We start from the raw sequence: 14,403 nt of genomic DNA on the forward strand, positions 1-14,403 counted from the left end.
TTCATACCAGGTGGTTTTCGTAAGCGAAGACCACCGCCTGGACGCGGTCGCGGGCATTGATCTTCTGAAGAATGTGAGTGACATGAGTTTTCACCGTGGGCAGTGAGATTCCCAGATTGTCGGCGATCTCCTGGTTGCTCAGGCCCTGGGCTATGTGAACCAGGACCTGCAGCTCACGATCAGTGAGCAGGTCCGCCTCGGGATCGCGATAGATCGATCCCGATGGCATGGACCCGGTCGGAGGCATGTCATGGGCCATATGTTCGATCAGGCGTTTTGTAGCCGAAGGAGCGATGATCGCATTGCCCTGGTGAACTGTACGGATGGAGGTCAGGAGGGTTTCAGGCTCGGTATCCTTGAGCAGAAATCCTGATGCGCCGGCTTTTATAGCCGCCATGACGTATTCGTCAAGATCGAAGGTGGTTAGCACAATGACCCTGGGCTCGGGGCGGTCAGGTGACAAAGCAGTGATCCGGCGGGTGGCTGTCAAACCGTCCATGCCGGGCATGCGGACATCCATGAGGATCACATCGGGCCGCAGGCGTGAGGCCAGATCCACTGCTTGCTCGCCGTCCGCTCCTTGGCCGACCACGGTCATGTCATCCTGGGAGCCGATGACCATGGCAAAGCCAGCCCGGACCAGATCCTGGTCATCCACGATGGCAACGCTGATGGGTTCGGTCCGTTCCATGACTGCCTGCTTCTTTCCGCTAAATGGTGGCCAGCGCCACCATCCAATTTTATCTGAGTTGAGTGTTGCTTGGAATTACAACTGGATTTAACTTGGATCCAGGGTAATCGCTGTCTGGTTGATTGTTGATTGAGTAATTGTTGGCTAAGCGACTGTCGTCGGAGAGACTTTCAACTGGTGAAGTTATGCTCGTCAGCAATCGATTTCCCGAGTGCCTAATCTTCGGGTGCGTGGTTCATGGAGTGCTCAATTTTTCGATTGTGCTGATTACCTGACACGGTCATTTTCCTGTTTGCTATCCATAGGAGGTGCTCATCATGAAGAACGCTCACGCCTGGAGATTGGGTGGTCCTGTTGGTCCGATGGGGCATGCTCTGGTTCCTTATCCTGTTGCGATTGTTGCGAATAGTTGTCAAGCTGATCATCAAGATCTACTGGCAGGGGTTTGGCTGGGTGAAGAGCAGGTATATGTGGGTTTTTACGGGTGGGCTCGCCAATATGGTTCCTGTCTGAGTTGAGGCTCTTGTTTGGGGAATCGGCGGTGTCAGTGTTTGAGCGCAAACCGGTGCTGGAACTATGACGCAGGACGGTGAGCAGTTGTCGCATGCGAGCCAGGGCCTGGCGTCCTTGAGAAGCAATGTCGCCGAAGGCTTGCGCTACCTGCTCTGGGGGAGGGTTCACCCCCTTGACTTGATAATGGTTCAACTCGGAGATGGCTTTGGTAGTGGATGCAATGACTGTATTCAGGGTTGCGGCCACTTCTACCTGCATGGTAGAGCCAATGAGTTCGCGCTCTTGATTGGCTGCCAGAGCCTGGCTTTCCTGCAGGGTCTGGTTTAGCGCGCGCTCGCGTTCCTGCTGGAGGAGCAGGACTGAACCACGAGTACGTCGGCGTGAGGCAATCAGAATGGTCAGCAGACAGATCAAGGCCGGTGCGGCCATCACTATGAAAAGTATTAAATGGGATTCAGAGAAAGATGATTCTGCCGGGCCTTCTATCATGTAGGCCAGAATGGTTGGACATCCTTGGTTATTGGCTACACATCTTACAGCCCATAAAACCGTATCCGCGATGACCGCCAACGGAACCCACCGCCGGGTGGTGTATTTACCGTAAACCATTGCTGAATAGACGGCGACTGGGGATAAGACTGCAGCTTCTGGCAGCCAGGGCGAGAAGAGCAGCAGCAGGGCGGCAACTGCAGATACTATGGCGGCGCAAATGCCGGGACGGACCCTGCGCACAATCAGAGGCAAAGCAATACCTAGCGTGGCGATGATCTTTACTGGTCGGCCTGGATCATATTGTCGCGTGACAGGTGCTATAGCAAGAGCTTGACCTGGATTCTCTATCAATACGAGTCCGATTACCAAACCCAGGTCGGCCGTCAATGGATGGCGTTGAAACCAGACGAAGAGCGTGGAGACAATTGAGCGCAGGGACCATTGAGCTTGTCGATTGGCACGTACCCCCGCTTCAGAGTCGGACTTTGGCGGAGTGGCAAAAGGAATCCACGCTTGGAGGTGGTACCCGCCTTCTGGTTCGGGACCAGTTTGAAGGTTGCCTCCAAGAGAAGTCAGTCGTTCGCGCATCCCTAAAAGACCGAAACCTGAATGCGTAGGTCGGTCCATCTGTGGCGGAGAATCTGAATTGGTAGAGGCATGGTCAAATGGGCGGTCGTCAATGGTTAGACACAAACCGCCCGTGAGCCATTGTTCTTCAACTAGCACAGCCGAAGCCGGAGCGGCATGTTTGCGAACATTGGTCAATGCTTCTTGCAGGACCCGGTAAGCAGTTATGGCGCGGCTGCGATCCAGCTTTTCTGGGCATGGTCGGCCTTTAATGCGTCGGCTGAATTGGGATTTCGGCTGAGCAAGTCGGGCGGCATCTATCAGGTCTGACCATGATTTATAGCTGGTCGGCGGATTGTTTGAAGAGGTGGCAACCGAGGGCCAGGTACGCGCATTGTCGGCCGTATCCATGTTGGCCTTGGCAGTGTTGGCAGCTGGAATCTCTTTGATTGTGGGAAGATGGCCGCTGGTTTGGCTCGGCTGAGTGCAATCTGTTCCGGCTGGATTCAGATTATGAGCGTTCGCGGATTGACTAGCGGAATTCGTTTGGGCAGTTGCTTGAGATTGGTCAGGCGGCTGGATATGGGCTGGGTTCGTTGGTGGTGGGGAGGAAGAGGGTTGGCCTGGAAGAGAATCCGCTGTTTTTTGGCTGGTTTCGGATGCCGGGTTGGGTGGAGCCTTGAGTTTGCCAAAAAGCGAGCTCAGCTCACGTAGGGCGCGGCGGCTCTCTTGATCAATGGTGCGCATGGTCTTGAGAGCAAGGTTCGCATCGGCAGTGGCTGCGTACCTGCCGGCATCTGCCTGCACAATGACAATGGACAGAGTGTGAGCGACTACATCGTGCATTTCACGCGCTATGCGGGCCCGCTCAGCGCTGGCAGACAGGGCCGCGCTTTGCTCTGCCTGCAGGGCCAAGGCGTGGTTGCGTCGCCGGGCCTCATCAATGGCATCCCTTCTGGTCCGCGTCCAGTAGGCTGCAACGATGGCTATGAGTAGCAGAAGCCCCTCGATCAGTAAATTCGATAGGAAGGTGATTGCCAGATCTTTGAATGAGCTCGGCAACATTGAGATGTGGTCCGGCCACGTCTTGCCCGGAGGCAGAAACCCCAGATCGACCAATGTGAAGATAAGGCAGGATAGGGGCGTCATGACCCAGGCCACAGTCAGATAGAGTCGGCGCCAGGATTGACGTCCGTAGAGCAGACAGGAATAGACCATCACCAGGCAGACTGCGTCGGAGAGCATGATGGCAGGTCCCAACAGGAGCTGAGCCAGAGCCACAGCGACGAAGAGCCCGGCTGCTACGTTCGGGAATCGGCGACGGATAACGACAGGGGCTATGAGCAGGACCGTCCACATCAGGATCAGGGCCCCATCTCGTAGATTGGCGCTGGAGCCGCTCACCAGCAGAAACAGAAGGATGGCGAAGAGAGCGTCAGTCAGTAGCATTCGATTATTGGACCTGGTGATCGGTCGCTGCGCTGTTTGACTGACTGTGTTCATGGAATCAACAATATTCGGGGACAGCGGGAGGTGCCATCAGTCCGAGGGATGATGAGGTTAAACGTGGTCCCAGGCTCTCGCAAGGTGGATGAGCCTGAGCAGTTGTAATCGGGAATGAGCGCCTAGTGGTGAGTCAAAAGATGGCGGCCTTGCATATGACGATTGGTGGTCAGCTGTCTGACACTTGGACAGACTTGTTGCCGCTCCTTGCCGTGGTGCTGCTCACGCATTCTCGCATCGAATGATTCTCTGCATAGCTTATACGGCCAAGACACACGCGTACTCTCCAATGCCCGTCCGATCCTTAGATGCATTTAACTGGCGCTAATAACAGATTCCGTGCTTGAATTCAGTTGGCAACAAAAGCGGATTTCGGACTTGCTCTCAGTTGGCAATGAGTCTAAATTCCACATTTGCACTCAACTGGCAACAAGTATGCATCCCATATTCATCCATCCAGCCTCTATTGCACAGATACCAGTCAGGCCGACGAACCGTCGTGCAATTCGCAACGGTTCATCGGCCTGACAACGCAGGGGAGGGAGTCAGCAGCGCTCTACCTGTCTAATCGTTGGACCCTGACCAGCGGACCCTGGTTACAAGACCCCGGTGGTCAGGATTCCGATGACTCGACCTTGATGGCTCCGCCCCCGAGCGCCCAGTCTCAGGAGAAACGCAGCCGAATCTGCTCGGCTGTGCCGTAGGAGGCCTGCGCCCCCTGCCCGGTGGCGGCGTAGGCGGAGACGTAGGAGGCCAGCTGGGCGGCCTGCACCAGGGTCATGTCGGAGGCCAAGCCGGCCAGCACGGTGCCCATGAAGGCGTCCCCGCAGCCGGTGGTGTCCACGGCGTCCACATGCACGGCGTGAATCCGGTAGGTCCGGCCCTGGTCCAGCACCATGGACCCCTCGCCGCCCAGGGTGACGATGGCCCGGTGGAAACCGAAGTCCCGCATGGTCTGGTTGATCCGGTCCCAGTCGGCCCCCAGCCAGTCGCCGTCCTCGGGCTCGTCGATTCCCAGCAGCTGGGCCATCTCATGCTCGTTGACCAGGATCAGGTCGGAGTTGGCGATCAGGTCGGCGGGCAGGTCGGCGCGGAAGGGGGAGTCGTTGAGCAGCACGGTCATGCCGGCCTCGTGGCCCATGCGCGCGGCCTCGGTGACCGTCTCGATGGGGCTCTCCAGGCACAGGCCCAGCACCTTGGCCGAGGTCAGGGCCTGGCGGGAGCGATGGGCGTAGTCCACATCCACCTTGCCGTTGGAGCCGGGGGAGTAGACGATGGTGTTCTCGCCGCGCGCATCCACGGTGATGACTGTGGTTCCGCTGGCTCCCGGCACGGTCATCACATGGGAGACGTCCACCCCGGCGTTGCCCAGCTGCCCCAGCAGGAAGTCGGCGTTGGAGTCGGATCCCACGGCCCCGAAGAGCCTGACCTGGGCGCCGATGCGGGCCGCGGTCGCCGCCTGGTTGGCCGACTTGCCCCCGGGCAGCACCTGCAGGGGACCGCCGTTGATGGTCTCGCCGGGCTTGGGCAGCCGGTCGGTGTTGACGGTGTAGTCCGCATTCATGGACCCGACCACCGAGATGGACCCCGTGATGGCATCCAGTCCCTTGAGCACCTGGTCGGGTGCCGCCGCCATATCTTGAATCATGTTTCTCCGTTCCTTGATGAGCTTGTCCGCCTTGATGATCACGCTGTGACAGGTTCAGGGATCCTGGCCGGTGTGCGCGGGCGGGCGACCCACCGAGGCGCAGTGGCGGTAGCTGGTCTGCAGCCGGACCGACCGCACGGGCGAACCTGCCATCAGAGCCAGGAGCATGTCCACGCAGCGGGTCCCCATGGTGTCGATCTGCTGGGAGATGGTCGACACGGCCGGGGTCAGGATGCGGAAGACGGGCAGGTCGTCGAAGGTGATCATGGACAGGTCCTCGCCGATGCTGATTGCTCGCGACTGTGCCGTTTTGATGGCGCGTATGGCATCCAGGGAGGATCCGAAGAGCACGCCGGTGATGCCCTGCAGGGCCCAGAGGTCGATCATGTCGGGATCGAAGGTGCCGGGGTCAACCTGGTCGGCCAGGGGGTCGTCCATGTCTTTTATGCTTGCCAGCAGGTTCCGGTATACGTCCAGACGTTCCCGGAAGGTGGCCGATTCCTTGAGTGGCCCGGGCACCAGGGTGATGCGTCGGTGGCCCTGGGCATGCAGATCCTCAAGGGCTTGCTTCAGGCCGGATTCGGGGTCGGCATCGACGCAGGGGATGGTCCGCCCGTCGTGTCCGGCGGCACCCTCGGCGGCACGGTCCACGCAGACCAGGGGCAGCCCGCGTCTGGTCAGCTCCTCCAGGGTGTGTGAGGAACGCGGCCCGGGCACGATGATGGCTCCGTCGATGTGCTGGCCCAGCAGGTTGCGTACCTGGGCCCGGTCCTCGCCGGGGTCGCCCTGGGTGGAGGTGCAGATCAGGGTCTGGAAGCCGTGGTTGAGCAGCTGGCCCTGAATCAGATAGGCCAGATCCGCGAAGTAGGAGTTGCGGATGTCGGGGATGAGCAGGCCGATGGTGCGCGAGTGGGCGGAGTGCATGGACCGGGCCCGGGAGTCCGGCACATAGTGCAGGTCGTGGATGACCTGGTTGATGCGCTGTCGAGTGGCGGGGGAGATGCGCCCGGAGTCGTTGAGGGCTCGGGAGACCGTCGATACGGAGACACCGGCCCGTTGGGCCACATCCCTGATCGTCGCGTACGCCATCATGGCCTTTCGTCGAAGTGGTCGGCCGCCGGGCCGGACTGCCTACCTCGGCGGTTGCCTGACCGCCGCCATGGGCAGGCGAACGGTTCTGACAGCCTTCAGTTATATCAGTGCGGTAACGATACCGCAACTTTCACAGCATGGCCCGTCGAGGGTTGGCTATGAGTGAAGTTGAACGAGGCTGAATGCTCGGGGAAAGGTTACTGTTTTGCGCGATTATGCTGGGATAGGGAGATGAACAGCGGCCGGGCTGGCTGGGGGCTGTTGAGCCTTCTGGCCGGCCTGGCTGTGTTTCCTCCTCTCCCGGGCGGGGTCGGGGGCGTGAATGCCTGCCCTCGGCTTCTGCCTGCAGAAGTGTGGTGGGGGCGCGGGAGGGAGGTGTCGGCTCTCTTGGGGTTTGAGCCTTCAGTGACACGTTTCCTCCCTGCTCCCCCTATGTGGGGCCGGGGGCGGGGGGATTGATACGCCGCCCCCGGCCGCTCTTACTCGCGTGAAGCGTGTGACAGTTGGTGTGCTTCCTTCCGGTGGCGGCGGGATGCCAGGACCCCGCCCATGCCGGTCATGCCGGTGGCCAGGGCGAGCAGGATGCCTTCCCCGCCGGCTCGGGGGAGCACGCCTGCGGGCAGGTACGTGTATCGAAGAGAAGTGTCGGGCTTTTGGGGTGCGCCGCCTAGCGTGTAGTCCACGCTGACCGTGACCGTACCCGGCTGGTGCGCGGGCGTGAACACTGTCACGCTGCTGCCGTCGCCGCGCGTCAGGCTTGATACGGCGGTCTGGTCGAATCTGACGCCGGTGATCACCGGCGTCAGATTGAACGACACCGGCACAGGAACAGTCGAATCGCGGTAGCTGTTGTTGCCGAGCCGGCCACTGCCGTTGTTTCCCCAGGCGTAGGCGTTGCCGTCGCTGCCCAGGGCCAGCGAGTGCTCGCATCCTGCGCTGACCTGCACGTAGGTGAAATCCTTGGGCAGGTCCGGATGCGTGCTGCGGTCAGGCGTCCTCACCCTGACCGGCGTATACCGGCTGGTGGTCGTCCCGTCGCCGAGCTGGCCACTGCTGTTGTATCCCCAGGCGTAGGTGTTGCCGTCGCTGCCCAGGGCCAGCGAATGAGAGCCTCCGGCGCTGACTAGCACGTAGGTGAAGTCCTTGGGCAGGTCCGGGTACGTGTTGTGGTCGGGCGTCTTCACCCTGACCGGCGTAGTCTGGGCGTTGTAGCTGCTCGTCCCGCTGCCGAGCTGGCCACGGCTGTTGTATCCCCAGGCGTAGGTGTTGCCGTCGCTGCCCAGGGCCAGCGAATGAGAGCCTCCGGCGCTGACTAGCACGTAGGTGAAGTCCTTGGGCAGGTCCGGGTACGTGTTGTGGTCGGGCGTCTTCACCCTGACCGGCGTATACCGGCTGGTGGTCGTCCCGTCGCCGAGCTGGCCACTGCTGTTGTATCCCCAGGCGTAGGTGTTGCCGTCGCTGCCCAGGGCCAGCGAGTGCTTGTATCCTGCGCTGACCTGCACGTAGGTGAAGTTTGTGGGCGTGCCTGTAGGCGTCTTCACCCTGATCGGCGTAGCCCGATAGACGCTGGTTGTCCCGTCGCCGAGCTCGCCATTGACGTTGATTCCCCAGGTGTAGGCATATCCGTCGCTTCCTAGGGCCAGCGAATGCCAGGATCCGGCGCTGACCTGTACGTAGGTGAAATTCTTGGGCAGGTCCGGGTACGTGTTGCGGTCGGGCGTCTTCACCCTGACCGGCGTAATCTGCTTGATGCTGCTCGTCCCGTTGCCAAGCTCGCCATGCTCGTTGTATCCCCAGGCGTAGGCGTTCCCGTCGCTGCCCAGGGCCAGCGAATGCCGGCCTCCGGTGCTGACTTGCACGTAGGTGAAATTCTTGGGCAGGTCTGGGTACGTGTTGCGGTCGGGCGTCTTCACCCTGACCGGCGTAATCTGGCTGTAGCTGGTCGTCCCGTCGCCGAGCTCGCCATAGTCGTTGCGTCCCCATGCGTAGGCGTTCCCGTCGCTGCCCACCGCCAAGGAAAAACCATAGTCGGAGTCTTTTCCTCCGCTAACCTGGCTGAATCTGATGCCCCGGCTGGCGCTGTCCGGCGGAGTGATGGTCGTGGATTCCCTGCCCAGCTGGCTGCCCTTATCGGGGCTGATGCTCCACGTGCTGTTCCGGCCTGCGGGCGTCCATTTGGCGGTCAGGGTCAGATCCTTGGTGACAGGCCTGCTGAAATCGTAGGCGACCTGCCCGATGAACCACCCGTCGAACAGGAAGCCCTCACGCGTCGGATTAGGGGAGGGGCGCTTCACCCTGCCATATGGGTATGACACCTGTTGAGGCTTGGGTGCCTGGCTTCCTCCGGCTGTATTGAATGTGACCGTGTGGGGGGAGCCTGGTTCCGCGTCTCTGGTCAGTGTCTGGTCGACCGTGTACTTCAGGTTTCTGGTGAAAGGCTGGCCGTCCTGCCTGCCAGCAATGACGAGGGAAACCGGCCCGGGCTTGTGGGCTGGAGCATCCGTCTGCCATGTGTCGTTCTTTTTGCTGAGTTTGAGCGGCTGGCCGTCCATGCTGGCAGATTCCAAGGTTGGCGCCTGTGTGGTGTCGAGTTTGGCTGGCTCGCCTTGATTGCCTTGGGCGTCAAGGCTCCATGTGAAGATGTAGCCCTGCTTACTGATGGCAGTAATCTTTCTGCCGGCTTCGGCGGCCTGCGCGTAGGCCTGGTTCCTATTGTCTGCGCGTATGGGCGTTTTGCCGGGCTTCCAGGCCCAGACGTGGCCGTCCGTATCAGTGATGATGGCCTGGTCATTGCCGGTGGTGATCCGGCTGGCTTGCACGCCGTCCGGCAGGCCGGCGGCTGCAGGATTGGTTGTGCTGTCGTCCAGGTACCGGGCCTGTCCCTTCGAATCCAGGAGGAGGAATCCCTTGCTGAGGGCTTGGGCTTGGACGGTGCGTGTGCCCGGGTCCTGTTTGACGCGTTCGGGTTTGACGCTTCCGGTCTTGCCTGCGTCCCAGGTCCAGGCCTGCCCCGCTGCGTCCACGATGAGAACCCGGCTGTCGGAGGCGACGGCGGTGACGGCCTGCGTCTTTCCGGGCAGGCTTGTTGCAGCTTGCTCTTTGAGTTCTGGGTTCGGATTCTGGCCGACTGGATAGGCGTGGATCTGTCCTTGTCGGTCTACGGCCAGCAGCCGGTTCTCGTTGATGCTGATGCTGGTGAACCCGGTGTTCTGGCTGTTGTCGAGGATGCTGAGAGTTGATTGTTGGCTGGTCCAGGTGTAGATGTGCTGGTCGGATCCTAAAGCGGCCTGCCATTGGCTGCTGGCTGCGGCTTGCAGGTAGTGGAACCCGTCGGAAGCCTGGGCAGGGAAGGGGACCTGTTCTGGCGTGTTGTCTTGTGTCCAGGTGTAGATGCGGCCGTCGCCGGTCAGGCCGACTGTCTGCTCTCCTGCGGCCTGTATATTGCTGAAACGTGGCTCTTGTCTACCGGGTGAGCTGATGGTCACTCGTGCGCCGGAAGCGGGGCCGTGGTCCGGGATCAGCGTCCAGTCCGTGACATTGGTCCACTGGGCTTTCAGGATAGTGTCCTGCAGGATAGGGGTCCGGAAGTCGAAAGACTGGCCATCATGAGTCCACCCGTCGAACCGGAAGCCTTCACGTTGAGGATTCTGTTGCGGGGGAGCGGCGAAGGTGCCGGTTTTTACGGTTGACTGTGTTGGCTTGCTGCCGTCGGCCGGGTCGAAGCGCACCGTGTGTGTGGTTTGATTACTGGTATCGGATGGCTTAGTTGGAGCGGGTTCTGTCTTATCCTGATCGCCCGCCTTCGATGACGGGGTGCCCGAAGTTGGGTTTAATGGTGCGGTGGTTTGTATTGGCGATGGTGCGGGTAGTGGTGTGCTGGTTGCGTTGCTGGGGAGAGTGCCGGGGGTTCCGTCAGCTACGCGAGGGGTCTGACGACCCCCCCCCCCCGGTGAGTACAGGAGTATCCGCCGCGTTGGCGGATGCGACGCCCAGGCCTGCCAGCAGGCTGATCAGGACGGTCGTCATCGCCATGATGCGACGCAGACGGGAAACCAGATGCATGAAACCAAAACCCCTTCACCAAACACCAAGCGGAATCAACACCGCCTGTCTATGTAAAGTTCTACCTGTCGGAAAGCCGCGCTGTCTGTCAATGCCAGCCCTGCATCGGATTGCAGGAACCATGGCGTAAACCAGCCGTCTTCTCGACGTCCCCCGCTTTTCACCCTACCACCCAGCCCGCCAACAACACACAAGCCGGGTCAGTCATCGACGACAATGGATCTTTTGGTTGAGGAAAAGCGTTTGTTTACACCAATTATCTGGTAATGGAAGCACGGACGAAGGCCGAGCTGACTTGGGGCTCTGTGCTCTTTAATCGGTATGCCCGAGTTTATCCCTTTCAAGGGAAGAGGCGGGGCGTGCATGCCTGCTTCCAATTCCTGTCAGTAGCAGTCGACGGTAGTGTGGTGGTGGGGGGGTGCAAGAGGAGTGCCGGCTCCTCTGGGGATAAGCTTTGAATGTGATATTCCTCCGTGTGCCCTTTGTAAGCCGGGGGGGGGGGGGGGGATTGATCCGCCTCCTGCCTGTCTTACTCGTGTGAAGCGTGAAGCAGTTGGCGTTGTTCCCTTCTGTGGCGGCGCGAGGCCAGGACCCCACCCATGCTGGTCATGCCGGTGGCCAGGGCCAGCAGGACGCCTTCTTCTCCGGCCTTGGGGAGCACGCCTGTGGGCAGGTACGTGTACCTGAGGGAGGTGTCCGGTTTTTGGGGTGCGCCGTCCAGCGTATAGTCCACGCTGATCGTGACCATGACCGGCTGGTGTGCGGGCGTTGTCACGGTCACGCTGCTGCCATCGCCGAGTGTCAATCCTGATACGAGGATCTGGTCGAACCTGACGCCGGTGATTACCAGCTGTAGGTTTAACGCCACCGGCACAGGAGCCGACTTGGTGTTTGTGGTGCCGTCGCCGAGCTGACCATTGTCGTTCCATCCCCAGGCGTAGGCGTTCCCGTCGCTGCCCAGAGCCAACGAATGATGGAATCCGCCGCTCACCTGTGTGGCTTTCAGTCCTATGCTCTTGTCGGTGGGGTTGGCGGGGTCGCGCACGCGCGCAGGAACAGGATTCGCAGTGGAGCCGCTTGTGGTGTTGTTGCCGAGCGGGCCATCCTGGTTGCATCCCCATGCCCAGGCGTTTCCGTCGCTGCCCATGGCCAGCGAATGATCGTTCCCGGCGCTGACCTGTGTGTAGGTGAGATCCGCGGGCGCGTCTGTAGGCTTCTCCACCTTGACCGGCGTAGTCTTTTGAGAGGTTGTCCCGTCGCCGATCTGGCCATTGCCGTTGTCTCCCCAGGCGTAGGCGTTGCCGTCGCTGCCCAGGGCCAGCGAATGCCGACTTCCGGCGCTGACTTGCACGTAGGTGAAATCCGCGGGTGTGCCTTCAGGCTTGCTCACCTTGACCGGTGTAGTCCTTTGAGTGGTTGTCCCTTCGCCGAGTTGGCCATACCAGTTGTCTCCCCATGCGTAGGCGTTCCCGTCGCTGCCCACAGCCAAGGAAAAACCATAGGATCTCCTACCGTCGTATGATGATCCGCTGACCTGGCTGAACCTGATGCCTCGGCTGGTGTCTGGCGGGGTGAGGATGGTGGTTTCGTTGCCGAGCCGGCTGCCCTGGTCGGGATTGATTTTCCATGTGTTGTTGGGGTCTTTGAAGGTCCATTTGGCGGTCAGGGTCAGATCCTTGGTGATGGGTTTGCTGAAGTCGTAGGCGACTTCGCCGGTGAACCATCCGTCGAACTGGTAGCCCTCACGCGCAGGGTCGGGGGAGGGCCGCTTCGCCCTGCCGTTCGGGGTCGGGAATTCCTGGTCTGCTGGTTCGGGTTTTCCTCCGTCTGTGTCGAAGTGGACCGTAAACGTGGATTTTTGCTCGGTGTCTCTGGTCAGCGTCTGGTCGACGGTGTAGTTGAGGTTTTTGGTGAAGGGCTGGCTGTCCTGTCTGCCGGCGAGTGTGATGGTGGCTTGTCCGGGCTTGTGGGCGGGTATGTCCGTCCGCCAGGCGTTGTTGTTCTTGGTGAGGGTGAGCGGCTGGCTGTCCATGCCGGCTGATTCCAGTGTGGGCGCCTGTGCGGTGTCGGGTCTTGCCGGCTGGCCGGGCTTGCCCTGCCCGTCCAGGCTCCACTTGAGCATGTTGCCCTTCGTGCTGATGGCGGTGATCCTGCCGCCTGTCTTGGCGGCTTGCATGTAGTGCTGGTTCCCGTCGTCCGCCCGGGTGGGTGTTTCGCCTTGCTGCCAGGCCCAGAGGTGGCCGTCCGTGTCGGTGATGACGGCCTGGCTGTCGTTGGCGCTGATCGAGTTGGCTTTCATGCCTTCCGGCAGGCTGACCGCTGTGGGGCTGGTCGTGTTGTCGGCCAGGTAATGGATCTGCCTTTCCGCGTCCAGGAGGAGGAGCCCCTGGTCGAGGGCCTGGGCCTGGAGAATGCGCATGCCCGGGTCCTGCCTGACGGGTTCGGGTTCGACGTTGCCGGCGTTGCTCGCATCCCAGGTCCAGGCCTGCCCGTCCGCGTCCACGATGAGGGTCCGGCTGCTGGTGGCGGTCGAGAGTACTGCCTGAGCCTGACCGGGCAGGTCGACTGTGGCGTGTTCTTTGGGTTTCATGTTCGGATCGTCGGTTTGGCTGGCCTGGTAGGCGTGGACCTGTCCCTGCCGGTCAACGGCCAGCAGCCGGCCGCCGTTGATGCTGATGCTGGTGAACCTGGTGTTCTGGCCGGTATCAAGAATCGTGGGTGATGATTGTTGGCTGTTCCAGGTGTAGATCCGCTGGTCGGATCCGAGTGCCGCCTGCCGGAGGCTGCCTGCTGCGGCCTGCAGGTAACGGAACCCGTCGGCGGCCTGCGCGGGGGCGGGCACCTGCCTGGGTGTGTGGTCCTGCGTCCAGGTGTGGATGCGGCCGTCCCCGGTCAGGCCGAGAGTCTGCTCTCCTGCAGTGTGAATGCTGGCGAATTGAGACTCCTGCCGGTTGGGTGGGCTGATGGTCAGCCGCGTGCCGGTGGCGGGCCCGTGGTCCGGGCTCAGCGTCCAGTCCGTGACCTTGGTCCATTGGGCTTTCAGGATGGTGTCCTGGAGGATGGGGGTCTGGAAGTCGAAGGGCTGGCTGTCGAGTGTCCATCCGTCGAATCGGAAGCCGGGACGTTGTGGGTTCTGTTGCGGGGGAGCGGCCAGGGTGCCGGTTTTGACGGTTGACTGTGTCGGCTTGCTGCCGTCGGCGGGGTCGAAGCGCACCATATGCGGAGTTTGATCATCACTATCGGATGGCTTGGTTGAAGAGGAGCCTGTGGTGTCAGGCGTTCCGGTCGGCGATGACGGGGTGTTTGGGCTTGGTGTCGTGGTGCTTAATGGTGAGGAAGGTGTCAGCGGTGATGGTGTGGGCAGTGGGGTGTTGGTTGCGTTGCTGGAGAGAGTGGCGGGGGGTTTGCTCAGCTACACTAGGGGTCTGAAGCCCCCCTGTGAGGATAGGAGCGTCCGACAGGGCGGATGCGACGCCCAGGCCTGCCAGCAGGCCCAGCAGGACGATCATCATCGCCAGGATGCGACGCAGTTGGGAAACCAGGTGCATGACTTGTAAACCCCTTCACCAAACACCAAGCGAAGCCAACAGCTCGCTGATAAATGTCGTCTTTGTCGGAAAGCTGCCCTGTCTTTCAACGCCGGATCTGTACCGGATCGCAGGAACCATGGCGGAAGCCAGCCGTCTTTCCGTTACCCCTGTTTTTCACCATACCACCCATGCAGCAAACAATACACATAAACCAGCTCAGCAGCCCCGTGACAATAATCATCCTCGGTTGGTGGAATGCTGTTGTTCAAAGCAATTATGCCAAGCCGTGAGGCAAGCACGGAAAA

The 14,403-nt window shown here is 60.8% G+C and carries 8 protein-coding genes; all 8 read right to left on the reverse strand.

Annotated elements, in window-relative coordinates; all coding sequences use genetic code 11:
* Position 1: 1 nt before the first annotated feature.
* Positions 2-691, reverse strand: coding sequence for a response regulator (locus tag ACUIAF_RS01220; protein WP_445338778.1), 690 nt, complete (start codon positions 689-691; stop codon positions 2-4).
* A gap of 315 nt (positions 692-1,006) precedes the next feature.
* The gene (locus tag ACUIAF_RS01225; protein WP_445338779.1) at positions 1,007-3,766 is read right to left on the reverse strand and encodes a DUF7134 domain-containing protein; all 2,760 of its coding nucleotides are present in this window, start codon (positions 3,764-3,766) and stop codon (positions 1,007-1,009) included.
* Positions 3,767-4,430: 664 nt separating this feature from the next.
* The gene (locus ACUIAF_RS01230; RefSeq protein WP_445338780.1) at positions 4,431-5,414 is read right to left on the reverse strand and encodes a ribokinase; all 984 of its coding nucleotides are present in this window, start codon (positions 5,412-5,414) and stop codon (positions 4,431-4,433) included.
* Positions 5,415-5,468: 54 nt separating this feature from the next.
* Entirely contained in the window at positions 5,469-6,506 is a 1,038-nt protein-coding gene (locus ACUIAF_RS01235) for a LacI family DNA-binding transcriptional regulator (RefSeq protein WP_445338781.1), read from the reverse strand.
* 479 nt (positions 6,507-6,985) lie between these two features.
* Entirely contained in the window at positions 6,986-10,234 is a 3,249-nt protein-coding gene (locus ACUIAF_RS01240) for an RCC1 domain-containing protein (protein ID WP_445338782.1), read from the reverse strand.
* A 184-nt stretch (positions 10,235-10,418) separates the two neighbouring features.
* Entirely contained in the window at positions 10,419-10,568 is a 150-nt protein-coding gene (locus tag ACUIAF_RS01245; protein ID WP_313839937.1) for a hypothetical protein, read from the reverse strand.
* 529 nt (positions 10,569-11,097) lie between these two features.
* Complete coding sequence (locus ACUIAF_RS01250; protein WP_445338783.1) at positions 11,098-13,785, reverse strand: RCC1 domain-containing protein; 2,688 nt, start codon at positions 13,783-13,785, stop codon at positions 11,098-11,100.
* Between the two features lie 55 nt (positions 13,786-13,840).
* On the reverse strand, positions 13,841-14,116 hold the full coding sequence (locus ACUIAF_RS01255) for a hypothetical protein (protein ID WP_445338784.1): 276 nt from the start codon (positions 14,114-14,116) through the stop codon (positions 13,841-13,843).
* Positions 14,117-14,403 lie beyond the last annotated feature (287 nt).

The sequence above is a fragment of the Bifidobacterium sp. ESL0822 genome (assembly GCF_052606675.1).